General features: G+C 53.8%; 20 protein-coding genes. 12 read left to right on the forward strand and 8 right to left on the reverse strand.

Going from position 1 to position 23,503, the window contains the following annotated elements; genetic code table 11:
* The first annotated feature begins 18 nt into the window (after positions 1-18).
* Positions 19-900 (forward strand): LysR substrate-binding domain-containing protein, encoded by an 882-nt coding sequence (locus tag IAE30_RS09160; protein ID WP_200679338.1) that lies wholly within the window; start codon positions 19-21, stop codon positions 898-900.
* Here the strand turns inward: IAE30_RS09160 and IAE30_RS09165 are convergent.
* Complete coding sequence (locus IAE30_RS09165) at positions 858-2,534, reverse strand: methyl-accepting chemotaxis protein (RefSeq protein WP_200679340.1); 1,677 nt, start codon at positions 2,532-2,534, stop codon at positions 858-860. The genes IAE30_RS09160 and IAE30_RS09165 overlap by 43 nt on opposite strands.
* Positions 2,535-2,747: 213 nt before the next feature.
* The gene (locus IAE30_RS09170; protein WP_200679342.1) at positions 2,748-4,265 is read right to left on the reverse strand and encodes a carboxylesterase/lipase family protein; all 1,518 of its coding nucleotides are present in this window, start codon (positions 4,263-4,265) and stop codon (positions 2,748-2,750) included.
* A gap of 192 nt (positions 4,266-4,457) precedes the next feature.
* Here IAE30_RS09170 and IAE30_RS09175 point away from each other — a divergent pair, with 192 nt between their 5' ends.
* A complete protein-coding gene (locus IAE30_RS09175) occupies positions 4,458-4,892 on the forward strand; it encodes a DoxX family protein (protein ID WP_200538640.1) in 435 nt (144 codons plus the stop codon).
* A gap of 69 nt (positions 4,893-4,961) precedes the next feature.
* Here the strand turns inward: IAE30_RS09175 and IAE30_RS09180 are convergent, their stop codons facing one another.
* Entirely contained in the window at positions 4,962-6,299 is a 1,338-nt protein-coding gene (locus IAE30_RS09180; protein ID WP_038646850.1) for a VOC family protein, read from the reverse strand.
* 88 nt (positions 6,300-6,387) lie between these two features.
* A complete protein-coding gene (locus tag IAE30_RS09185) occupies positions 6,388-7,722 on the reverse strand; it encodes an aromatic acid/H+ symport family MFS transporter (protein WP_200679344.1) in 1,335 nt (444 codons plus the stop codon).
* A gap of 310 nt (positions 7,723-8,032) precedes the next feature.
* Between IAE30_RS09185 and IAE30_RS09190 the strand changes: the two genes are divergently transcribed.
* Complete coding sequence (locus IAE30_RS09190) at positions 8,033-8,953, forward strand: LysR substrate-binding domain-containing protein (protein WP_038650097.1); 921 nt, start codon at positions 8,033-8,035, stop codon at positions 8,951-8,953.
* Here the strand turns inward: IAE30_RS09190 and smrA are convergent, their stop codons facing one another.
* A complete protein-coding gene (gene smrA, locus IAE30_RS09195) occupies positions 8,954-9,520 on the reverse strand; it encodes a DNA endonuclease SmrA (RefSeq protein WP_045814206.1) in 567 nt (188 codons plus the stop codon).
* A gap of 296 nt (positions 9,521-9,816) precedes the next feature.
* Between smrA and IAE30_RS09200 the strand changes: the two genes are divergently transcribed.
* Together IAE30_RS09200 and uspE are read left to right on the forward strand one after the other, a co-directional pair.
* Positions 9,817-10,569, forward strand: a complete 753-nt coding sequence (locus IAE30_RS09200) for an FNR family transcription factor (protein WP_034830913.1) — start codon at positions 9,817-9,819, stop codon at positions 10,567-10,569.
* Between the two features lie 118 nt (positions 10,570-10,687).
* A complete protein-coding gene (gene uspE, locus IAE30_RS09205) occupies positions 10,688-11,644 on the forward strand; it encodes a universal stress protein UspE (protein ID WP_034830915.1) in 957 nt (318 codons plus the stop codon).
* A 47-nt stretch (positions 11,645-11,691) separates the two neighbouring features.
* On the opposite strand, the gene pntB is transcribed toward uspE, so the two are convergent.
* Together pntB and pntA are read right to left on the reverse strand one after the other, a co-directional pair.
* Positions 11,692-13,080 (reverse strand): Re/Si-specific NAD(P)(+) transhydrogenase subunit beta, encoded by a 1,389-nt coding sequence (gene pntB / locus IAE30_RS09210; RefSeq protein WP_038646844.1) that lies wholly within the window; start codon positions 13,078-13,080, stop codon positions 11,692-11,694.
* Positions 13,081-13,091: 11 nt separating this feature from the next.
* Positions 13,092-14,624, reverse strand: coding sequence for a Re/Si-specific NAD(P)(+) transhydrogenase subunit alpha (gene pntA / locus IAE30_RS09215; RefSeq protein WP_038646842.1), 1,533 nt, complete (start codon positions 14,622-14,624; stop codon positions 13,092-13,094).
* Between the two features lie 539 nt (positions 14,625-15,163).
* Here pntA and ydgH point away from each other — a divergent pair.
* Both ydgH and IAE30_RS09225 read left to right on the forward strand, forming a co-directional pair.
* Positions 15,164-16,120, forward strand: coding sequence for a DUF1471 family protein YdgH (ydgH, locus tag IAE30_RS09220; protein ID WP_038646839.1), 957 nt, complete (start codon positions 15,164-15,166; stop codon positions 16,118-16,120).
* Between the two features lie 211 nt (positions 16,121-16,331).
* Entirely contained in the window at positions 16,332-17,723 is a 1,392-nt protein-coding gene (locus tag IAE30_RS09225; protein WP_200679346.1) for a basic amino acid/polyamine antiporter, read from the forward strand.
* On the opposite strand, the gene IAE30_RS09230 is transcribed toward IAE30_RS09225, so the two are convergent.
* Positions 17,724-18,137, reverse strand: a complete 414-nt coding sequence (locus IAE30_RS09230) for a hypothetical protein (protein WP_038646835.1) — start codon at positions 18,135-18,137, stop codon at positions 17,724-17,726.
* 176 nt (positions 18,138-18,313) lie between these two features.
* Between IAE30_RS09230 and rstA the strand changes: the two genes are divergently transcribed.
* From rstA to IAE30_RS09255, 5 genes are all read left to right on the forward strand, one after another.
* Positions 18,314-19,039, forward strand: coding sequence for a two-component system response regulator RstA (gene rstA, locus IAE30_RS09235; RefSeq protein ID WP_038646832.1), 726 nt, complete (start codon positions 18,314-18,316; stop codon positions 19,037-19,039).
* A complete protein-coding gene (gene rstB, locus IAE30_RS09240) occupies positions 19,036-20,346 on the forward strand; it encodes a two-component system sensor histidine kinase RstB (RefSeq protein ID WP_045833346.1) in 1,311 nt (436 codons plus the stop codon). The genes rstA and rstB overlap by 4 nt, the downstream gene beginning before the upstream one ends.
* Before the next feature lie 12 nt (positions 20,347-20,358).
* The gene (locus IAE30_RS09245) at positions 20,359-21,846 is read left to right on the forward strand and encodes a carboxypeptidase M32 (RefSeq protein ID WP_038650095.1); all 1,488 of its coding nucleotides are present in this window, start codon (positions 20,359-20,361) and stop codon (positions 21,844-21,846) included.
* Positions 21,847-22,016: 170 nt separating this feature from the next.
* Entirely contained in the window at positions 22,017-22,385 is a 369-nt protein-coding gene (gene asr / locus IAE30_RS09250; RefSeq protein WP_200679348.1) for an acid resistance repetitive basic protein Asr, read from the forward strand.
* A gap of 278 nt (positions 22,386-22,663) precedes the next feature.
* The gene (locus IAE30_RS09255; protein WP_038646829.1) at positions 22,664-23,470 is read left to right on the forward strand and encodes a serine protease; all 807 of its coding nucleotides are present in this window, start codon (positions 22,664-22,666) and stop codon (positions 23,468-23,470) included.
* Positions 23,471-23,503 lie beyond the last annotated feature (33 nt).

A 23,503-nucleotide genomic window follows, 5' to 3' on the forward strand; every position in this document is an offset into this window, starting at 1 on the left:
TCATAGCTTGAGGTCATTATGTCCCGCTCTGCACTACCGCTAAATGCCATCCATGCATTTCTGGTCACTGCACGTCATCTCAATCTGACGCGCGCGGCCAGTGAGTTGTGCATTACACAGGGGGCGGTGAGCCGTAAAATCGCCACGCTGGAAAGCTGGCTGGGATTTCCGTTGTTTGCCCGTCATGCGCGCGGTCTGCATCTCACCGAACAAGGTGCGGCATTGTTGCCCGAACTGCAGCAAGGTTACGCTATGCTGGTAAACGCGACAGAGAAAGCCAGCCGCAGCAATGCCTCGATTCGTTTGAAAGCACCGACCTGTGCCATGCGCTGGCTGGTGCCGCGTTTGGTGGCACTGGAGCAACAGCGGCCGGAAATCCATGTGGCGCTCACCACCACGCTGGATCACGCTTCACAATTGGAAAATTTTGATGCGGCGATTGTGTTTGGCACGCCGCCTGCTGGTTCCATTCGTTTATTTGATGAGCGATTGACGCCGGTTTTGGGCAATAACGTCACGCCGCCCGTGAGCATCAGCGATTTGGCGAAGTTTACTTTTTTGCATCCCACCAATGATGCTCGCGACTGGCAAATGTGGCTGGCGGACCAGGCGGCGAAGGTGCCGATGGCACGCAATCAGCACTTTGCCACCATGGATCTTGCCATCAGCGCGGCGATTCAGGGCTTTGGTGCCACGGTGGCGGATGTGACACTGGTGCAAAATGATTTGGCGAATGGTCGCTTGATCGCCCCGTTTGCCAACAGCGTGGCCACCGGGGCAGCGTACAGCCTTTTACAGTGTGCAGAACAGGATGCGCCACCGTTCCTGCCGGATCTGGTGGCGTGGTTGTGTCAGCCTCAGAATGAAACCCATTCATCGGCGCTGGCCGACTTCGATTGAGCGACTGACGTAGTGGTTAGCAGCGGCCGGCGCAGAACGGTGCTGGCTGGCGCGGCCTGAGCTTTGCCTAACGGCGCACTGTCCGACAGACGGAATTTCGCGACAGAAGCCTGCAACTCTTCCGTTTGACGCTCCAGCGCACTGGCCGCCGCAGAAACCTGCTCCACCAGCGAGGCGTTTTGCTGGGTCACGCTGTCCATTTCCGTAACGGCGGTGCCGACCTGCGAAATGCCCTTGCTCTGCTCTTCGGAAGCGGCCGCGATATGCTTCATGATCTCATTCACATCCTGTACCGACTTCAGAATATCGTTCATGGTGCTGCCCGCGCTGCTGACCAACGCTGAGCCTTTATCAACACGCTGAACGGAATCTTCAATCAGCGTGGCGATCTCTTTCGCCGCACCCGCACTGCGCTGTGCCAGATTACGCACTTCACTGGCCACTACCGCAAAACCACGACCTTGTTCGCCCGCACGCGCAGCTTCAACGGCGGCGTTAAGGGCCAGGATATTGGTCTGGAAAGCAATGCTGTTGATCACGTTGGTGATCTCAGCGATTTTCTTCGAACTGCCGGAAATGCCCTGCATGGTGGTGACCACTTCCCCCACCAGACGGCCGCCCTGCTGTGCGGTGCCGGTGGCCGTTTCTGCCAGCGAGCTGGCCTGACGGGCGTTGTCGGCGTTGAATTTCACCGTTGCCGTGAGCTGCTCCATGCTGGCTGCCGTTTGCTCCAGCGCGGCCGCTTGCTCTTCGGTGCGTGAGGAGAGATCGTTATTACCGGATGAAATTTCTGCCGCCCCGCGATAGATATTCTCTGTTCCACTGCGAATGGCGCTCACTGCTTCACGCAGGCTGTCCTGCATCGCACGCAACAGCGGCACCAGTTTGCCGACGCAGTTGCGCCCAAAATCCTCTACTGGCTGGCTGAGATCGCCCTGCGCAATGACCGCGAAGTGGTTGCGCACGCGCTCCAGCGGTTTCACCAGCATCGCCACCAGATAACGGTCGGTGAACAACAGAATGACAAGGCCGAACACCACGGCAACCAGAATAATCACCTTGGTAATATTGGTGAGTTTATCGACGGTGACACGGGTTTCATCCAGCTTAATGCCTGCGGCTTTGTTGAACGCTTCCGCGCTGGTGCCAAAGGCGCGGCTCAGGGCGGGCGTCACGTTATTGGCCTGTGTGCGGTAAGCTTCAACGGTGCTCTGCTGTGCCAGCGACACCTGCGGCGCAATCCCCTCATCCAGCAATTTCTGCCAGCTGGCGATAACGCTGTTAACCGTTTCACTGTCCATCGGGCCGGGTGCCATCGCTTTGAATTGCACCAGCTGCGCTTTCATACTCTCCAGCGCCTGTTGCACCGGTGCGAATGCCTCCGCGCTCACTGCCGCGCCCGATGCACGCCCTTCCATCACGCGGGATAGACGCGTCACCACACGAAAATATTGATCGTTGCCTTTACTCAGTACCGTCATCTGATTAACCAGCTCACGGTCTATCTCATTCCCTTCGCCGAGGGCATTGAGCGAATGCACGCTAAATAATCCGACACCGCACCACAGCAGGCAAAACAGCCCGAGAATAGTCAGCATGACGGCGCGAATAGTGAAGTTTTTTAAGATTCCCATACATAATCCCTTGGTGTGAAACGCGTAGGAGGCCCGATAAAATCGGGCATATTGCGTTTATCGGCAGTGGATTGGGAAAATGTAACGGTTTAATAAGCTAATTAATTGCTGTCTGCTTAAGAGGAATGGCTGCCATTGTTATGATTAATCAATAAGTTAACGCGTCATTTGCCTTAAGGATTCATTTGCGCAATTTCACTATTAGCCTGCTCATCAAAGCTTAACGTGGCTGCGCATCATGAGACGGAACAAACGCAGACGCCCACGCATAAAACGCGCCTTCAACACCGCTTGCGGTTTACCCTGATCACCGAGGGCGAGTGTCAGATCTTCACGGGGACGCCACACCGGCCAGTCGATTTGGCCCTGCAACTGATAGCTAAACTCACTGGCATCCCGGGCGAAAGTCACCCAATAGGTACTGACCATATCGGCAAAGCGCTTATCTGCGGCAGTGTAATCCCGCTCAGGCAGCGGTTTAAGCGAGGTCAGCGTGTTGAATACATAGGGGATTTCGTTGCCGTGCCAGGTGCCATGTGGATAGAGGTCGCGGGCATTCTCTGACACATAGTCGAACCAGTATCGCCAGGCAGGCATGCCAATACTGTGTTGAGACTGCGCCACCAGTAACGGGATCACGGTAAACGCCATGTCTCGCGCCACTGACCGGCCCAGTAAGGTATCGTCGTGAATATCGTATAGCCATTTCATCAGGCCATAGCTGAGGCGATTTTTGCGACGAATTTGCTGTAACACCGTTGCAGGATCCACACCAAAATAATCCAGTACGCTGGCTTCATCGCTGTTACTTCCCACCATCAACGGCACCCGATGCTGTTTACCGGCTATAAAGGTTTCGAGCATCGGCCTGGAAAGCACCGCATCACCGCTGATTGCCACCGGACCTAATCCCAGTGGACGTTGCAGCGGCCAGAATTGATCGGCAGGTAACTGACGAAGCTGTTCAGCAGAGGCGTGAGCCGGCAGGCCAAAATGCGCGGCAACCTGTTTACCGATTTGTTGCGCCCTCCTGCGCGGCACATCCGGCAAGCTGTATGCACTCTGGACAATGCCTTTGTGGAACAGCCCTTCAGCCAGCGGAGAACAGCACAAAGACAACACGCTGCGCGCACCCGATGATTCACCAAACAGCGTGATATTGTGGCGATCGCCGCCAAAGGCAGGAATATTGCGTTGAACCCATTGCAGCGCAGCGATTTGATCCAGCAAGGCAAAGTTATTTACCACCGCTTCTTGCGGGTATTCAGCATCCAGCGCCGGATGGGCGAAAAAGCCAAAGTGGCCAAGTCGATAATTGAGCGTGACCACGACGACGCCCTGCGCGGCTAAGGCTTTGCCACGATAGGGATCAAGACTACCTGCGCCGATGGTAAAGCCCCCGCCGTGCAGCCACACCATCACCGGCAAGGGACGGGAGGGCTCAACGTCTGGCGTCCAGATATTCAGGTACAGACAATCCTCATTGAACCGACCCGGATCGCCGCCACCCACTGCCATGCAATAATCCCGGTTTTGCCAACTGGCATCCCCCCATTGCGTGGCTTCACGTACTTCTTGCCAGGGCGCAACCGGCTGTGGCGGACGCCAGCGCAGTGCGCCCACGGGCGGTGCGGCGTAAGGTATTCCCTTGAAGACAAAAAGATCATCGTCAATCAGGCCTCTGAGCTCACCCTCTGCGGTCATGATCCTCAGACGTCGTTCGTTTTTCATCTCGGGTTCCCAGATCAAGCTTGGTTCCATTATTTGCAGGCCTTGAGCGAATGTCCATGTTCTGAAAGCATTTGCAGATTAAGCCGAATATGCTTTCGATCCATTGAACATCTCCATCAAATTTTTTGGCTAACCCTGGCATGGCGAATTGTTTTAAGGTTACAATTTAACCTGGCGAGACGGAGAAGCGCGATGTTTGGTGGTATCAACCAGATGTTCAATCGAATGAGCGATCACCCGGACTTCGGTAAACTGCTGTTACGTCTGACGTTTGGCGGCCTGCTGCTGTTTCATGGCGAATTCAAAGTGATGCATGGCGTCGACTGGATCGCCCATCTGCTGGCCGTTAAAGGCATGCCAGGTTTCATCGCTTACGGTGCTTACATCGGGGAAATAGTGGCACCTGTTATGGTGATCATCGGTTTAATGACGCGCCCTGCGGCCTTCATTATCGCGGTGAACATGGTTGTTGCGACCTTACTGGTAAAAATGGGCGCAATCTGGCATCGCACAGATGTTGGCGCCTGGTCTCTGGAAACAGAGGCTCTTTATCTGCTTGGCGCACTCGCCATCATGTTTTTGGGTGCCGGGAAGTACACGCTGGTGCGTGATTCGCGCTTGCAATAGAAATCAAAAGAAATGAAGCCGGTCTGCTGAAGTGGTGATGCCACTTCACAGACCGGTTTTCTTATGCCGCTAACGGATACCGCAACGTGCCAGGCTGCGCTGCTGCATCTGTTGATACAACGCCATCTCATCCTGCACCGCTGCGCCTAATGCGGCTTCAAAATCCGCCCTGCTGGCATTGCCCGCGCTGCGTGCGTGCGTTTCGTCGCCCAAATTAGACTGGAATATCCCCGCTGCACTCACTGGCAGGAAATCTTCATACACAATCGGTTCTGCCTGCACCCGTCCCTCAGCGAGAAGTTGGGCCAGGGTTTCCCCCATTTGCGGAGGATGCTGGATGCCCTTAGCGGTCAAACGATAGCGGAACCACGCCAGTTCCTGTTCACGCAAGGCTTCTTCATCATCAGGGAAATCACGAAACACTGCGCTCAGATGCTGTTGATGATGCTGGTTATCGCTGCCGGTGCCTGCTTCCGCCAACAGACGGTCGTACAGTGTACGTCCTTTGGGGGTCAGTGCCGCGCCGCGCTGCTCAATCTCGCCAAAGCGCGCAGTATGGGTGCCGGGAGTGCCGTCATTAAAATGCACTGCCTCTTCCAGCGCTTTAAAGCTGGTTTGACGTAACAGGATCGGCACTTCGCGCCGTGGCGGCCCCTCAATGAGGGTTTTGGGATCGATGCCGCGCGCGGGCATCAAGGTTTGCACGCGATCAATATCCAGCGTACGCGGCGTCAGATGGTTGATGTGGCACCCCTGGAAGCACACCACATCGGCGATCAATCGATGTTGCTGACTCAGTGCCCGATAGGTCAGGCTGTCCACGGTGGTGTGGGCATGCCAGCGGAAGGTTTCCAGCGCCTCTTTGACAAAACGCGCCGCGTCCGCAGCGTTTAAACCGCCCTGCTGTTGATGTTGAGCGATCAATGCGCGACAACCCGGCGTGAAAATATCGCGCGCGGCCAAAATAGTTGCGGCTTTTTCCCTTAGCGCGGCGTCATCAATCAGTTCCAGCCGTAACAGAGAGGTAAACACGCGGAATGGATTGCGGCGCAATGCGCTGTCGGTGACCGGACGGAACGCGGTGGAGTGAACCGGCACCCCCGCTTGCGAGAGATCGTAATATCCCACCGGTTCCATCCCCATCACCGCAAACATCTGACGCAGTGTGCTGAGTTCTTCTGCCGTTCCCACGCGAATCGCACCGTGACGTTCCACACTGAGTCGGTCCAGTTCATCGGCGGCGGCGAGACGGTTTTTTAAAGCGGGTTGTGCTTCCAGCGTACGTTCATTCACGGCCGTGACCAGTTGCGTCAGGGTGCCATATTGCGGCACTTCCTGCTGATACATACTGGACATCGCTTGCGAGAACAGCGTGCGAATCGCATCACTGGTGAGAAAGTTTTCCATGGTCATCACCTCGGCGTTAAGGGTTGTTGCTAATGTAGATCAACCCTTTATCACCGTGGAGGAATTTCGTGGAACTGTGATCGCCCTGTCACTCAGCCCGGTCTGACGGGTCACCAAAGCGGCATTTCAGGGCCAGCATGATCGTGGTGAGCACCGCTGGAATCGCCAGCAACAGGAAAATTTGGCTGAACGACCACCCGAGCGAAAGGAGTTCTGCGCCGACAAAAGCACTCATAATCGCGCCGACGCGACCCACACCGTGCATCCAGCTGGAACCGGTCGCACGTGCATGCGTGGGATAATAGTTGGCCGACAACGCATTCATGCCGGTGTTGGCACCGTTAAAGCAGAACCCGCTAAAGAAGGCGATGGCACTCATTAATCCCACTTCTGCCGGAGAGAAGCCGAGCGCGACAATCGCAATACCGCCACAGAAGTAGATCACCGCCAGCGCGATATTGGCATTGATGCGATCCATCAGCCAGCCAGCAAACAGCGAACCTAACGTGCCGCCCGCCTGATACATCGCCGTAACGATGGCGGCTTCCGTCACCGACATTCCCAGCGTGTTGATCAGCGAGGGCATCCAGCTGCCAATCAGATAGACGAGGAACAGCCCCATAAAGTAGCCGCCCCATAACATCAGGCTGCCGAAGAGATAACGCCGCGACACCACCGTCGCCACTGCGCCACGCCGCACGACAACCTGTTCAGTGGACTGGTAATGGCTGTTCGGCTCAACGACGCCAGGCAGCATGCGATCCAAAATGGCATGAATACGTGCAGCAGGTGCGCGACGGCTAATCAGGAAGCGCACGGATTCCGGTAAGCCACGCAGCAGGAAAGGCAAAACAATCAGCGGCAAGACGCCACCCATCAACATCACGGAGTGCCAGTCATAGCGAGGCAACAGCCAGGAAGCCGCAAATCCGCCCGATGCGGCACCAAAGGTGAAACCACAGAACACCACGGTGATAATGAAGGAACGTCGACGCTCCGGTGCATACTCTGCTACCAGCGTGCCAACGTTTGGCATGGCGGCACCGAGGCCAAGGCCGGTGAGAAAACGGAATAACATCATTTGATCGATGTTTTGCGCCATGGCGGTTGCCAGCGTCCACAAGCCAAAAAAACCCACGCTGAGCAGTATCATCACACGCCGCCCGTAGCGATCGGCCAATGGCCCCGCCACCATGGCACCTAAGGCCAGGCCAATCAGCGCGGCGCTGATCACCATGCCAAGCTGATGATTAGTGACGCCCCAACTGGCTTTCAATGTCGGAGCGATAAAGCCCATCAGCGCGATGTCCATGCCATCCAGCGCAACAACGATGAAGCACAGCGCAATCAGGCGTTTTTGCCAACGGCTAAGCGCACTCTGATTAATCAGCTGGCGAACATCTACGGCTTCAACGGTGGTCACGGATCAACTCCTGCACATTCATCGTTTAATCATCAGTTTTGGTAAAAAAAACGGCGCTAATGATAGCTCATCGTTAACAATAACGGGCAGGATTTTTAGGTGTAAGTGAGAATTATTCAAATTATGCGAGATTAAGCGCTTGATATTGCAATAGGTGATAATTTTGCACTGACGCTGATTTTTACTAATTCGATTTAAAACAGCAGGTTAGAAATTTTAGGGGTTTTGTTAATATAATTTTGCAGTGAAGTTAACATAATTCCAGTTTTCCCATTGCCGCCATCAGGTAAAAGTCATTATGTTTGAGGCTATGGACAAAAATTCCCTTTTCAATCAGCGCATTCGCTTGCGCCATTTACACACCTTTGTTGCGGTGGCGCAGCAAGGCACGCTGGGGCGCGCGGCAGAGACACTCAATCTCAGCCAGCCTGCGCTCTCAAAGACCCTGAATGAGCTGGAAGAACTGGCTGGCGCGCGTCTGTTTGAACGTGGCCGTCTTGGTGCTCAGTTAACGACGCTCGGCGAGCAATTTCTGGTCCATGCGGTAAAAGTGCTGGATGCACTTAACCATGCGGGCCAAAGCTTTAACACCCCACAACCAGGCCGACCGGTCGTGATTCGCCTCGGCGCGCTCACCACCGCGGCAATGGGCATGCTGCCACAGATTCTCGATCGCTTTCATGAGCAACAGCCGAACACCACGGTACAAGTGGCGACATTACACAATAATGTTCTGCTGGCTGGGTTGCGCGCGGGTGAGTTTGATATTGGCATTGGGCGCATGGCCGACAGCGAAATGATGGCGGGTCTGAGTTATGAATTGCTATTCCTTGAGTCGCTTAAACTGGTAGTTCGTCCGGAACACCCGCTTCTCAGTGACAACGTCACGTTATCCCGTGCGATGCAGTGGCCGGTGGTGATATCGCCGGAGGGCACTGCCCCGCGCCGTATCGCTCAACATATGCTGGACGAGCAAGGTTGTGCGCTTCCCGCTAATTGTGTTGAAACCTCATCCACTTCGCTGGCGCGTCAACTGGCCCTGCGTTATGACTATGTGTGGTTTGTCCCCTCGGGCGCCATCAAGGAAGATCTCAGCCACAATGCCGTGATTGCACTGCCGATTAACTCTCCAGGGCCGGGAGAGCCGGTGGGGATTATCACCCGCAGCGGCAGTCATCTCAGCCTGAGTGCCGAAGTGCTGCTGGCGACCATTCGCAAATTTCATACCTGATTAGCGACTGCGTTTGGCGTGGCGCTCTCGATTATCCAGCCGCGCCTGATCCGTTTTTCTTAAACTGACATACAACGCCCCGGCACCTCCGTGCTGGGGTTGCGCCACGCAAAAGCTTTGCACCTCGTCAAACTGCGTCAGCCAGCGTGCCAGATAACTGCGTACGATATTGGCATGCGCTTCATCATCACGGCCTTTGCCGTGGATAATCAGCAGATTGCGTAGCCCCTGCTTGCGTGCCTGCAGCATGAAACTGAACAATGACTTCCGACAGGTTTCTACCGGCTGACGCAGCAGGTTCAGGCTGGCGTCCAGGGAATATTTCCCCAGCCGCAACTTATCCAGCACACCTTGTTGAATCCCTTCTGTTTTGTATTCCAGCGGCGTCGTCAGCGGGATGATGTCAAGAAAGCCCCGCGTGAGGAAATTTTCCTGTTCGTCATCGGCTTGCGTCGGGCGCGGCGCTTTGGTTGAAGGGGAACGCAACCATTGGGTATTGGCACAATCTTTCAGTGGCGTCACATCGCCCATGGCATCCCGGAAAAGGTCTTCATCGTCTAGGTTCATGGTGTTTTCTCACGCCTGGTGGTTTGCTGAGCGCAGGTTGCCGCTCAAAAACAAAATAGTAGCAAAGGATTTTTGGCATCACATCTGTCACTTTTTGCGCTAAGACAAGTTGTGACCAGATGTAAATATGGCAACAAAACGTTCCAGGTCAAAAAATAATGTCAGGCAAACCTTGCGCAAACTCAGGTATACCCTACGTTAGTGGGGGTTTAAGGGGAATTACTGCTCGGATGAGTTCCCTTAACGCGTAAAAATGTTAAAATTGACGGCAGTCAATAATCATCGAGCGTACCTATATGATCCCGGAAAAACGCAGCATTCGACGTATTCAGTCTGGCGGTTGTGCCATTCACTGTCAGGATTGCAGTATCAGCCAGTTGTGTATCCCTTTCACACTGAACGAGCATGAGCTGGATCAGCTGGACAATATCATTGAGCGCAAAAAGCCGATTCAGAAAGGTCAGACGTTGTTCAAAGCCGGTGATGAACTGAAATCGCTTTACGCTATCCGCTCCGGCACCATTAAAAGCTACACCATTACTGAACAGGGTGATGAGCAAATTACCGGTTTCCATCTGGCTGGGGATTTAGTGGGCTTTGATGCGATTGTCGGCGCGCACCACCCCAGTTTTGCTCAGGCGCTGGAAACGGCAATGGTGTGTGAAATTCCTTTCGAAACCCTTGACGATCTCTCCGGTAAAATGCCGGCACTGCGTCAGCAGATGATGCGTCTGATGAGCGGTGAGATTAAAGGCGACCAGGACATGATCCTGCTGCTCTCGAAGAAAAACGCGGAAGAGCGTCTGGCGGCCTTTGTCTGGAATCTGTCCCGCCGCTTTGGTCAACGAGGCTTTTCTCAACGCGAGTTCCGCCTGACCATGACGCGTGGTGACATTGGTAACTACCTGGGACTAACCGTAGAAACCATTAGCCGTCTGCTGGGCCGCTTCCAGAAAAGTGGCATGCTGGCAGTGAAAGGCAAATATATCACCATCGAGAACCATGCATTGCTGGCAGAACTGGCAGGTCAAACTGAACAAGCTGCGTGATTCTGTGCCGGGTCGATAAATGTTAGTTTATTGATCCGGCAACAACTTTTCCCCTTCTGCCCCGCGCCAACTTAGGCTATCTTTAATCCAACTTGCTTTGGTTTGAGGAGATTGCCCTATGTCCCGGTACCAAAATATTCTGGTGGCGATTGACGCCCAGCAGGACGATCAACCCGCGTTACGTCGTGCGGTGTATCTGAATCAACGTATCGGCGGAAAAATCAAAGCTTTTCTGCCCATCTACGACTTCTCCTATGAAATGACCACCTTGTTGTCGCCTGATGAACGTTCCAACATGCGTAAAGGCGTCATCAGTCAGCGTACTGAATGGATTCGTCAACAGGCCCACGCCTATCTTGAGGCGGGTGTTGATATTGAAATTAAAGTGGTGTGGCATAATCGCCCTTATGAAGCGATCATCCAGGAAGTGATGGCGCACCAGCACGACCTGGTGTTGAAAATGGCCCACCAGCACGATCGCCTCGAAGCGGTGATTTTTACCCCAACTGACTGGCATCTGCTGCGTAAATGCCCCTGCCCGGTGTGGATGGTGAAAGATCAGCCATGGCCAGAGGGAGGCAGAGCCGTTGTGGCGGTCAATCTGGCCAGTGAAGAGCCCCATCACGATGAGTTAAACCAAAAACTGATTCGTGAAACGGTGCTGCTGGCTGATATGGTCAATCATACTGAAGTGCACCTTGTCGGTGCTTATCCCATCACGCCAATCAATATCGCTATTGAACTCCCCGACTTTGACCCCAGCGTGTATAACGATGCGATTCGCGGACAACATCTGGTGGCGATGAAAGCGCTACGCCAGAAATTCTCCATCGGCGAAGAGTTTACGCATGTGGCAAAAGGCTTGCCGGAGGAAGTGATACCGGATATCGCCTCTCATCTGGAGGCGGGGATTGTGGTACTCGGCACCATCGGCCGCACTGGCCTTTCAGCCGCGTTCCTCGGGAATACCGCAGAGCAGGTTATCGATCATCTGCGTTGTGATTTGCTGGCAATCAAACCGGACGATTTCAAATCGCCGATTGATTATGACGATGAAGAAGACGAAGACGATTAAAACAACAAAGGCGACCAGATGGTCGCCTTTTTTAATCGCAATACAGATTACAACGCGCGCAGGATGCCTTCTACACTCGCCTTCGCATCACCAAACAACATTTGCGTGTTGTCTTTGAAGAACAGCGGGTTCTGTACCCCGGCGTAACCGGTATTCATTGAACGTTTAAACACGATAACGTTCTGCGCTTTCCACACTTCCAGTACAGGCATACCCGCGATTGGGCTGCGCGGATCTTCCTGCGCCGCCGGGTTCACGGTGTCATTGGCACCGATCACCAGCACGGTATCGGTATCGCTGAAATCATCGTTAATCTCGTCCATTTCCAGCACCACGTCATACGGCACTTTGGCTTCAGCCAGCAACACGTTCATGTGGCCAGGCAAACGACCGGCAACCGGATGGATCCCGAAACGCACTTTGATGCCACGCGCACGCAGTTTCTCGGTGATTTCCGCCACCGGGTACTGCGCCTGCGCCACCGCCATGCCGTAGCCAGGCGTGATGATCACTGACGTTGAACCTTTCAGCAGTTCTGCAGTGTCTTCTGCCGTGATTTCACGGTGTTCACCCTCTTCTTCGCTTTCGCCACCGACACTCACATCGGTGCCAAAACCCCCCGCAATAACGCTAATGAACGAGCGGTTCATTGCCTTACACATAATGTAGGACAGAATCGCACCCGAAGAACCCACTAACGCACCGGTGACAATCAGCAGGTCATTGCTGAGCATAAAGCCCGCCGCCGCCGCTGCCCAACCGGAGTAAGAGTTCAGCATCGACACCACAACCGGCATATCCGCACCGCCAATGGAGGCGACCAGGTGCCAGCCGAAGACCAGAGCAATGACAGTCATCAGCAGTAAAGCAACCACTTGTGAACCGGTGCTATTCGTCTGCACAAACCACAGCATCAGCAGGAAAGAAACCACCAGCGCAGCCAGATTCATCTTATGACGATGTGGTAGCATCAACGCTTTAGAAGAGATCTTGCCGCGCAGTTTGCCAAACGCCACGATAGAACCGGTGAAGGTCACCGCACCGATAAAGATGCCAAGGAACACTTCCGTCAGATGGATATTTTCCATCACCGGCGCCAGACCGGGTGCATGATCGAGGTAGCTGTTGAAGCCCACCAGAACGGCAGCCAGACCCACGAAGCTGTGCAGAATTGCCACCAGCTCTGGCATTTCAGTCATCTCGACTTTCTTCGCCAGACGCACACCGATTGCGCCACCGATCACCATCGCCAACAGAATCCACGCCACGTTGCCGCTGTTGGGACCAAAGATGGTCGCCAGCAGCGCAATCGCCATGCCACTGACACCAAAGATGTTACCCTGCTTTGACGTCTCGTGTTTTGAGAGGCCGGCCAGGCTGAAAATAAACAGAATTGCGGCAACAATGTATGCTGCAGTCACTAATCCGCCAGACATGTTGTTACCCCTTAATTCTTACGAAACATTTTCAGCATGCGCTGGGTGACGGTGAATCCACCGAAGATATTGATGCTGGCAATCAGTACAGCGACGAAGGCAAGGAAAGTCACCCAACCGCCGTGGCCCATTTGCAGCACCGCACCCACCACAATAATGCCGGAAATGGCGTTAGTGACGGACATTAATGGCGTATGCAATGCATGGCTGACGTTCCACACCACGTAGTAACCGACGACGCAGGAGAGCGCGAAGACCGTAAAGTGGGACAGGAATTCAGGCGGTGCCACATTGGCCAGACAGGCGAACAGCACCACAGCCAATGCCAGCAACAGATATTTGCGCCACGGTGAAACCGGTTTGGCTTCCACTTTTGCTTTTGGCTCAATGGCTGCCTGCGCGGCTTTCGGCGCCGCTGATACCTGAATCGGTGGTGCTGGCCAGGTGACTTCGCCTTCACGAATCACCGTGACGCCGCGCACGACGACGTCATCGAAGTCGACGGTGATTTCGCCGTTCTTCTCTTTGCACAGCAGTTTCAGCAGGTTAACCAGGTTGGTGCCATACAGCTGAGAAGATTGCGTTGGCAGACGGCTAGGCAGATCGGTATAACCGATGATCTTCACACCATTGCGGGTCAACGTCACCTGATCGGCTACCGTGAGATCACAGTTACCGCCGGTGGCTGCCGCCAGATCGACAATCACGCTACCCGGCTTCATGCTGGCAACCATTTCAGCGGTAATCAGTTTCGGTGCCGGTTTGCCTGGGATCAGCGCGGTAGTGACGATGATATCGACTTCTTTCGCCTGCGCGGCAAACAGTTCCATCTCCGCCTTAATAAAGGCTTCTGACATCACTTTGGCATATCCATCGCCACTGCCAGCTTCTTCTTCGAAATCCAGCTCAAGGAACTCGGCGCCCATACTCTGCACCTGTTCTTTCACTTCTGGACGCGTATCAAACGCACGCACAATCGCACCGAGACTGCCCGCCGCGCCGATCGCTGCCAAACCTGCCACACCCGCACCGATAATCATCACTTTCGCCGGTGGTACTTTACCGGCTGCGGTGATTTGCCCGGTAAAGAAACGGCCAAATTCATGCGCAGCTTCAACAATGGCACGGTAACCGGCGATGTTCGCCATGGAACTCAGTGCATCCAGCGCCTGGGCACGGGAAATACGGGGTACAGAATCCATCGCCATGACGGTGACGTTACGCGCGGCCAGTTTCTCCAGCAGTGCCGGATTTTGTGCTGGCCAGATAAAGCTCACTAAGGTGCTGCCCGCGCGTGTCAGTTCGATCTCCTGATCGTCTGGCGCATTCACTTTCAACACAATGTCAGACTGCCAGACACTTTCGGTGGTACTGACAGTGGCACCAGCGGCGATAAAGCTCTCATCGTCAAAACTTGCGCGAATACCAGCGCCCTGCTCGACCGTGACGCTGAATCCCAGCTTGATCAGTTGCTCAACGGTCTTTGGCGTTGCAGCAACGCGCGACTCATTGGCTAACCGCTCTTTGGGTATCCCAATTAACATACTGTTTCCTTTCAACAATTAAAGGATGAGGTTCTGTAAGTGGCACAAGCCCATAAGGCTGAAACAGCGTTTCAGCTTTTTATGAGCAAAATGCGCAATGTAACAAAGTCTTTATAACCTACTGAAAATGTGAAAAGTGATCCACAGCGATAACGCACACTTATGACATTCACACTAATATTCAGATGCAAAGATTGAATGCCACGTTTTGCCACTAGTTTTGCGACATAATAAAAAATATTCTGCTGCGCAAAATCGTGTCATGTCGAATTTAGTGTTTTTAAAAACCTTTATTTAACAATACTTTAACCATTATGATGCTATGTGTTACCAGAATAAGTGGTAAAGCGGTCAAAAAAAAGCCATAGCATAGGTAAATGACATGTCGATGAATAATTTGCGGAGATTGTCAATCTTATGCGCATAAATTGGCTGAGACAGGTTGATTATTACATGCAATAATCAGCGGCTAATCTGTTATACATCAAGAGTCCAGCACGTTTTCGTACTCATTTTGCGTAAGGCGAAGGATCATTTTTATGAAGCTGAAGAACACCATTCTGGCGACCACCTTGTTATCACTGTTGGCAGCAAATGCATTTGCCGCCAAAGAGTTGACGCCAGAACAAGCGGCCGCGTTGAAGCCATTCAAACGTATTAATATCAACGGTCGCTTTAATGCTATTGGCGATGCCACCGATGCCATCTCCAAAGCAGCCGATGAAAAAGGCGCTGACTCCTTCTATGTGCAGGGTATCAACGATACTAACGGTAACGGCGGCAACTGGCGCGTCACCGCAGATTTGTATAAAGCGAATGCCCCTAAAGCGGATGAGTCCACTCAATACCGTAAGTTCAGCGGTGTTAAAGAACTGCCGAAAGCGGAAGCCTATCGTTTAGAGCCATTCGACACGGTTTCCGTCAATGGCTTTTTCTCCAGCCAGCCTGATGTGAATGAAGCGATTGCTAAAAAAGCGAAAGACAAAGGCGCAGCTTCTTTCTTTATTGTGCGTCAGGTTGATGCTAACAACGGCGGCAACCAGTACGTGACGGCTTATGTTTATAAAGCCGATGCACCAGAGCGCAAAGTGCAGAGCGTCTCCGATTCCATCCCAGCCGATTCTGAAGCCGGTAAAGCCGCTTTAGCCGCGGGCGGTGCAGAAGCGAAGAAAGTGGCTATCCCTGGCGTTGCCTCTTCTGATACGCCAAGTCGTAGCGTAGGCCGTTTCTTTGAAACGCAAAGCTCCACCGGTGAACGTTATACGGTGAAACTGGCGGATGGCCGTAGCGTGCAGGAAGTGAATGCGATTACTGCGGCACAGATGCAGCCGTTTGATACCATTACCTTCTCTGACCACTTCGGTACGCCAACAGAGATATCTGATGCTGTGGGCAAACGTGCCGTGGAAAAAGGTGCGAAGTACTATCACATCACGCGTCAGTGGTCGAACCAAAGCGGTGGCAACCTGACCGTGACCGCGGATCTGTTCAAGTAATTCGTTTGCGGGGCGGCTTTCGTCGCCCTGCTCATCTGTTTGCATAGTCTGTGCGCAGATCTGCATAATCCTGCATTGCCTTCCCTTTTCGCTCTCCGTAAAATCCTTCGCCTGTTTTCAGGGTATTCCGTTTCAAAACCGGCCAATTGCCACGTTACACTCCAGCGGAATCGTCACTACCCAGCATACTCTGCTGTCCAGGAATGGTGTTTTGGATAAAAAATTAGGTCTGAGCGCGCTCACCGCGCTGGTACTCAGCTCCATGCTCGGTGCGGGTGTATTTAGCCTGCCGCAAAATATGGCTGCCGTCGCCGGTCCCGCTGCACTGCTGATTGGCTGGCTGATCACCGGTGTCGGCATCCTGTTTCTCGCGCTGGCCATGCTGCTGCTGACGCGCTTAAAACCCGAACTGGACGGCGGGATTTTTACCTATGCACGCGCCGGATTTGGTGAGTTAGTCGGATTTTATTCCGCATGGGGTTACTGGCTCTGTGCGGTCATCGCCAACGTTTCTTATCTGGTGATTGTCTTTTCGGCGCTGAGTTTCTTCACCGATTCGCCTGACCACGTGGTATTTGGCGATGGCAATACCTGGCAAGCGATGCTCGGTGCATCGGTACTTTTATGGCTGGTGCACTGGCTGGTGTTACGAGGTGTGCAAACAGCTGCCAGCATCAACCTGCTCGCTACCCTGGGGAAACTGGTACCGCTGCTGCTGTTTGTGGTGTTGGCTTTGCTCGCGTTTAACCACCATCGCTTCCACTTTGATTTCAGCGGCGTCGCGCTAGGCCAGCCACTGTGGCAGCAAGTCAAGCAGACCATGTTGATTACCTTGTGGGTCTTCATTGGTGTGGAAGGCGCCGTGGTAGTCTCCGCGCGGGCACGTCATAAGAAAGATGTGGGACGCGCCACCATGCTGGCGGTTATCGCGGCACTGCTGGTTTACTTACTGGTGACCCTGCTTGCACTGGGCGTGGTGCCGCGTGCAGAGCTGGCGCAAATGCGAAATCCCTCCATGGCCGGCTTGATGCAGCATCTGTTGGGGCATTGGGGTAATACGGTGATTGCGGTGGGTCTGATTATTTCCGTGTGTGGCGCGTATTTGAGCTGGACAATTATGGCGGCAGAAGTCCCTTTTCTCGCTGCACAGCAAGGGGCTTTCCCCCGCAGCATTGCGCGACAGAATCGTCACAATTCGCCAGCCGCTTCGTTGTGGCTCACCAACGGCAGCGTGCAGGTTTGTCTGATCCTGATTGCGGTCACGGGCGCGGATTACAATACGCTGCTGACCATCGCGTCAGAGATGATTCTGGTGCCATATCTGCTGGTGGGTCTGTATTTAATTAAAGTGGTTCGCGGACAAAAAAATCCGCTGGCGATGTCGGTCGGAGTCGGTGCCAGTGCTTATGGATTCTGGCTGCTTTATGCTTCAGGTCCGCTGCATCTGCTGCTGTCTGTGGTGCTGTACGCGCCGGGATTACTGCTGTTCCTGTATGCGCGACGCGGCGGCCGTGGCAACAAAGTGCTGTCACAACTTGAGCGCATCGCGATTGGATTACTGATTGCGGCAGCACTGCCAGCGATGTGGCAGCTTACGCAGTAATTAGTGAGGTTGAACCGGGATTGAGACGCACAGCAGGTCATCCTGCTGTGTCAGATTCAGCGCTTTACGGTATTCCTGATGAATCGCGTCCAGCTGATCTTCTGACAACGGATAAGGCAGTTGGATGTCAAAACGGCTGATGTGCTGTTGTTCCGCGAGGGTAATCAGTCGTGCGATATTTATCTCGTCGCTGACCTGCGTTGAAATGATTTGTAATGCTAATTCTTTCAAATGATCGTCACTTGCGGCTAAGCCGTGAGCGGACTTGCGCGTGACCATGCCAAAAATCGGCATCACGCCGTAAATAGCGTCAACGAAACTCCAGCGTTTTTTGCAGGAAGCAGAAAGAAAATCGCTGTAATTGAAGCAGATGCGGTCACTGTATCCGGCTGAAGCCAGCTCTTTATCAGACACCCTCGCACTCCTCCTGGTTTTCGTTACGGTTCCGAACCTTGCGCTACAACGCGCCGCTAATAATGGCACATTTCACGGTAAACATACCAGTCAGCCAGGGATATTTCGTGCGATAGCGTAGAGCTCAGGACCAGGAAAAGTTATGCTGATGCCATTCTCATCACTCGCAGTGAAATATGAACAGAATTGTCTATGTGGAAGATGAGCCGGAAGTCGGCGAACTGATCGCCGCCTACCTTGGCCGCCACGATATTGAAGTGACTGTAGAAACGCGCGGTGACCGCGCTGAAGCCACTATTCTCAATGCCGATCCCGACCTGGTGCTGCTGGATATCATGTTGCCTGGCAAAGATGGCATGACAGTCTGTCGCGATTTGCGTGCGCACTGGTCTGGGCCGATTGTGCTGCTGACATCGCTGGACAGCGACATGAACCACATTCTGGCGCTGGAAATGGGTGCCAATGACTACATTCTGAAAACTACACCGCCCGCTGTTTTGCTGGCACGTTTGCGTCTGCATTTGCGTCAGGCGCAGGGTTCCCAGCCCGAAGTCGCGCCAGCCATTCAGAGTTCGCAACGGGTACTGCGTTTTGGTTCGCTGACTATCGACTCCCTCAATCGCCAGGTCACGCTGTTTGATGAAAACATCACCCTCTCCACCGCCGATTTTGATCTGCTGTGGGAGCTGGCCACGCATGCAGGCCAGATTCTGAATCGTGATGCGTTGCTGAAAACCTTGCGAGGGGTGAGCTATGACGGCATGGATCGCAGTATTGATGTGGCGATCTCTCGCCTGCGCAAAAAACTGTATGACAGTGCCACCGAGCCGTTTCGTATCAAAACCATCCGCAATAAAGGTTACCTGTTCGCGCCTCAGGCCTGGGATACCCGCTCCGCATGAGAAAACTCTTTATCCAGTTCTATCTACTGCTGTTCGTCTGCTTTCTGGTGATGACCTTGCTGGTGGGGCTGGTCTACAAGTTTACCGCTGAGCGTGCGGGCCGCCAGTCAATGAACGATTTGATGGCGAGTTCGCTGTTTTTAATGCGCAGTGAATTGCGCGAGATCCCCCCGCGTGACTGGAATAAAACCATCCGCAATCTCGATCTCGACTTGTCGTTTGAGCTGCATATCGAACCGATGAGTAAATATCAGCTGGATGAGCCTGATATGCGCCGCCTGCGCGCCGGTGAGATCGTCGCACTTGACGATCAATACACCTTCCTGCAGCACATACCGCGCAGCCATTATGTGCTGTCGGTCGGCCCGATCCCTTATCTGTTTTATCTGCATCAAATGCGCATTCTGGATATCGCGCTGCTGGCGTTTATCGGCATGTCTTTGGCGCTGCCGGTGTTTATCTGGCTACGACCGCACTGGCAAGAGATGCAGCGGCTGGAAAAAGCCGCGCAACGTTTTGGTCGCGGTGAGTTGGATGTGCGTACCCATTTTGAAAGTACCTCGAGTCTGCACAGCCTGGGCGTGGCGTTTAACCAGATGGCGGACAATATCAATACGCTGGTCGCCAGCAAAAAACAGCTGATTGATGGCATCGCCCACGAGTTAAGGACACCGCTGGTTCGACTGCGCTATCGCCTGGAAATGAGCGATAACCTCAGTGACGCCGAGTCCGCTGCGTTGAACCGCGATGTCGGCCAGTTAGAGAGTCTGATAGAAGAGCTGTTAACCTATGCGCGCCTTGACCGCCCGCGTGTCGATCTCAACCTTCAATCGTTTGATTTGGCGCAGTGGCTGCGAGTGCATATCGAAGATGTACAAACCATGAATCCGCAGGCACATATCGCCCTGGATATTCCGCAACTTGAGAATGTGGGATCCGCCGATACCCGTCTGATGGAACGCGTTCTGGACAATCTGGTGAACAATGCGCTGCGTTATGCCCAGCAGCGGCTGCGCGTTAGCCTGTGGTTTGACGGCGCCATTGGTAATTTACAGGTCGAAGATGATGGGCCGGGTATCCCCCCCGAAGAACGCGCGCGCGTGTTCGAACCTTTTGTTCGTCTCGATCCTAGTCGGGATCGCGCGACCGGTGGCTGCGGCCTTGGGCTGGCAATTGTCCACTCCATTGCTCAGGCACTGCAGGGACATGTCACTATTGAGAGCAGTCCGCTTGGTGGCGCCTGCGTTCGCTTCTGCTGGCCGGTTGATCTACCCTTGCGAGATATTTCGCCCCGTTTACCGTCATAAGGAGCTTTAATGGTGACTTCTGCTTATCAGGAACTTAGCAAAACTTTCCAGCGCCTGGCGCGCTTTGGCCATCTTGGGGCTATCGCCGGTGTCGATATGCAAACCACGATGCCACCCGGCGGCAGCCAGGCGCGCGGTGAAGCCATGGCGGAACTCAGCGTGTTTATGCATGAACTGTTGACCGATAAACGCCTCGGCGGCCTGTTCGATGCCGCTCAGCAAGAATCGTTGAACGATGTTGAGCAAGCTAACCTGAGCGAAATGCAGCGTGCCTGGCAACAGGCAACGATTCTGCCCGCTTCATTAGTCGAAGCCAAATCGCTGGCCGGTTCGCGTTGTGAGCATGCCTGGCGTCAACAACGCCCCGCCAATGACTGGCAAGGCTTCTCGGCTAACCTGAAAGAAGTGGTGAAACTCAGCCGTGAAGAAGCACAACTGCGCGCCGATGCACTGGGTGTGTCTCGGTATGACGCGCTGCTGGATGTGTTCGAACCCGGCATGACCAGTGCGCAACTCGACAGTACCTTTGGCGAGTTGAAAAGCTGGCTGCCCGCACTGCTGCAAAAAGCCGTCGAGAAACAGCAGAAAACTGCTATCGCGGCGCCGGTGGGTCCCTTTGCCATTGAAGCGCAAAAGCAACTCGGTTTGAGTGTGATGAAAACGCTGGGCTTCGATTTCAACCATGGCCGCCTGGATGTCAGCGCTCACCCCTTCTGTGGTGGCGTGCCAGAAGATGTGCGCATTACCACACGTTACAATGAGAACGATTTCCTGAGTGCGATGATGGGCGTGATCCACGAAACCGGCCACGCACGTTACGAGCAGAATTTACCGCAGCAATGGCGTGGACAACCGGTGGCACATGCGCGATCGACCGCCATGCATGAATCACAAAGCCTGTTCATGGAGATGCAGTTGGGCCGCAGCAAGGCGTTCCTGCAGCATATTCATCCGCAGGTCGTCGCCCTGATGGGTGACCAGCCTGCATTAGCGCTGGATAACTTTGTTCGTCAGACACAACGCGTGAAGCCGGGCTTTATCCGCGTGGATGCCGATGAACTGAGCTATCCAGCACATGTGATTCTGCGTTACGAAATCGAACGTGCGTTGATTGAAGGCGAGATTGAAGTTGATGACATCCCCGCGCTGTGGGATGAGAAAATGCAGCAGTCTCTGGGAATGGATACGCGTGGCAACTACCGCGATGGCTGCATGCAAGACATTCACTGGACCGATGGCGCCTTTGGGTACTTCCCGACGTACACGCTGGGTGCCATGTACGCCGCCCAGCTGTTCCAGGCAGTGAAGCGCGCTATCCCACAAGTGGATGATCTGATCCGTAACGGAGAGTTGCAGCCGGTGTTTGATTGGTTACAGCAGAACATCTGGCAGCACGGCAGCCGCTTCCCGACGCAGCAACTGTTGGTGAATGCCACGGGTGAAACGCTGAATCCGCACTATTTCCGTCAGCACCTTGAACAACGCTATCTCTCTGAGTAAACTGCGCGGCGGCCTGATGGGCCGCCCTTTTCACTTCCTTTACCCGCCTTTGTACATTCCGTTACACGCCGATACCAATGCCTCACGGAAAGACCGAATTGTTTTTCATATAGTTCTTTCACCGGCCCCGCAGTGGGCTACACATGAAAAAATAGTTCGAGGATTTTGCGATGAAAAAATTAGTTGCACTGGTGATCGCCGCTGCTATGGGTATGTCTTCTGTTGCTTTCGCTGCTGAGACCACTACAGCTGCTCCGGCTGCTGCCGCTACCACTACCGCAGCACCTGTTAAGCACAAAGCAGTTCATCATAAGAAAGTTGCCCAGAAAGCTCAGGCAGCTAAGAAACACAAAAAAGTAGCGAAGAAAGCACCAGCTGCTCAGAAAGCTCAGGCTGCTAAAAAGCACCACAAAAAAGCAACCAAGCCAGCTGCACAGAAAGCCCAGGCTGCTAAAAAGCATCACAAAAAAGTAACCAAACCAGTTCAGAAAGCTCAGGCTGCTAAAAAGCACCACAAAGCGAAAAAAGCGGCTAAATAATTCGGCCCCTTAGCGCCAACACCGCATTAATATCTAAAACACCCGGTTATGCCGGGTGTTTATTTACTGGAGTAGCGAAAAATGGTGCGTCGCTATCGCTTCGAAATTATCCTGATTGTGATGATCCTGTGCGGCATTGTTGCAGCCAGCTTTTTTATCTAGTCGTTGTAGCGTGCTGATTACTCCAATATTTCTCCCTTTTTTCCCGCTCTCCGACTATAGTTATCGCTCAAGCGTGATGACAATAACCTCTTCTTATTCTCGCCATTGAGAGAACTATGCGCCTGGCTATCCTGTTACTTGTTGGAATTTTCAGTTTTAACCTCGCAGCACATGCCGATGATGAAGATGGGCCAAGCCCGGAAGACATCAAGACGCTATTTTTTGGTAAAGACCACCGCAAAGCCATCACGGATGTGAGTGCCGCTCCCTGGGATGCCATTGGCCAGCTGGAGACCGAAAGTGGCAACCTCTGCACGGCAACCCTGATATCTGCGCATCTGGCATTAACCGCTGGACACTGCCTGCTCGCCCCTCCGGGTAAATTTGATAAACCGGTGGCGCTGCGTTTTATGTCAGGTGCTAAAGGCTGGCGTTACGAAATACATGATATTGATGCGCGTGTAGAACCTTCACTGGCGCGCAGGCTACAGGCCGATGGTGAGGGCTGGATCGTGCCACCGGGCGCGGCACCTTACGATTACGGGCTGGTTATTTTGCATAATCCGCCGTCGGGTATCGTACCCATTCCCTTATTTGACGGCTCACGCAGCGATTTAACCGATGCGTTGAAAACCACCGAACGCAAAGTAACACAAGCCGGTTACCCGGCTGATCACCTCGACACGCTCTATTCTCACAGCGACTGCCTGATTACCGGCTGGGCGCAACGTGCCGTGCTGTCGCATCAATGTGATACGTTGCCCGGTGACAGCGGATCGCCGCTACTACTGAAAAGTGGTGATGGCTGGAAACTGATTGCCGTGCAAAGCTCTGCACCCGCTCCGGCGGACCGTTATCGCGCGGATAACCGTGCCATCGCGGTTACGTCGTTTAAAGACAGTCTGGAAGCGCTGGCGAAATAAGATTTTGCCACTGAATCGCTCACCTTCATCGCG

The sequence above is a fragment of the Pantoea sp. S61 genome (assembly GCF_016625145.1).
In the GTDB taxonomy this organism is placed as follows: domain Bacteria; phylum Pseudomonadota; class Gammaproteobacteria; order Enterobacterales; family Enterobacteriaceae; genus Pantoea; species Pantoea rwandensis_B.

Excerpts from the sequence above, each read along its gene's own strand:
- IAE30_RS09160 (WP_200679338.1), top strand. The coding sequence starts at position 19 with ATGTCCCGCTCTGCACTACCGCTAAATGCCATCCATGCATTTCTGGTC.
- IAE30_RS09165 (WP_200679340.1), bottom strand. The coding sequence starts at position 2,534 with ATGGGAATCTTAAAAAACTTCACTATTCGCGCCGTCATGCTGACTATT.
- IAE30_RS09170 (WP_200679342.1), bottom strand. The coding sequence starts at position 4,265 with ATGAAAAACGAACGACGTCTGAGGATCATGACCGCAGAGGGTGAGCTC.
- IAE30_RS09175 (WP_200538640.1), top strand. The coding sequence starts at position 4,458 with ATGTTTGGTGGTATCAACCAGATGTTCAATCGAATGAGCGATCACCCG.
- IAE30_RS09180 (WP_038646850.1), bottom strand. The coding sequence starts at position 6,299 with ATGGAAAACTTTCTCACCAGTGATGCGATTCGCACGCTGTTCTCGCAA.
- IAE30_RS09190 (WP_038650097.1), top strand. The coding sequence starts at position 8,033 with ATGGACAAAAATTCCCTTTTCAATCAGCGCATTCGCTTGCGCCATTTA.
- smrA (WP_045814206.1), bottom strand. The coding sequence starts at position 9,520 with ATGAACCTAGACGATGAAGACCTTTTCCGGGATGCCATGGGCGATGTG.
- IAE30_RS09200 (WP_034830913.1), top strand. The coding sequence starts at position 9,817 with ATGATCCCGGAAAAACGCAGCATTCGACGTATTCAGTCTGGCGGTTGT.
- uspE (WP_034830915.1), top strand. The coding sequence starts at position 10,688 with ATGTCCCGGTACCAAAATATTCTGGTGGCGATTGACGCCCAGCAGGAC.
- pntB (WP_038646844.1), bottom strand. The coding sequence starts at position 13,080 with ATGTCTGGCGGATTAGTGACTGCAGCATACATTGTTGCCGCAATTCTG.
- pntA (WP_038646842.1), bottom strand. The coding sequence starts at position 14,624 with ATGTTAATTGGGATACCCAAAGAGCGGTTAGCCAATGAGTCGCGCGTT.
- ydgH (WP_038646839.1), top strand. The coding sequence starts at position 15,164 with ATGAAGCTGAAGAACACCATTCTGGCGACCACCTTGTTATCACTGTTG.
- rstA (WP_038646832.1), top strand. The coding sequence starts at position 18,314 with ATGAACAGAATTGTCTATGTGGAAGATGAGCCGGAAGTCGGCGAACTG.
- rstB (WP_045833346.1), top strand. The coding sequence starts at position 19,036 with ATGAGAAAACTCTTTATCCAGTTCTATCTACTGCTGTTCGTCTGCTTT.
- asr (WP_200679348.1), top strand. The coding sequence starts at position 22,017 with ATGAAAAAATTAGTTGCACTGGTGATCGCCGCTGCTATGGGTATGTCT.
- IAE30_RS09255 (WP_038646829.1), top strand. The coding sequence starts at position 22,664 with ATGCGCCTGGCTATCCTGTTACTTGTTGGAATTTTCAGTTTTAACCTC.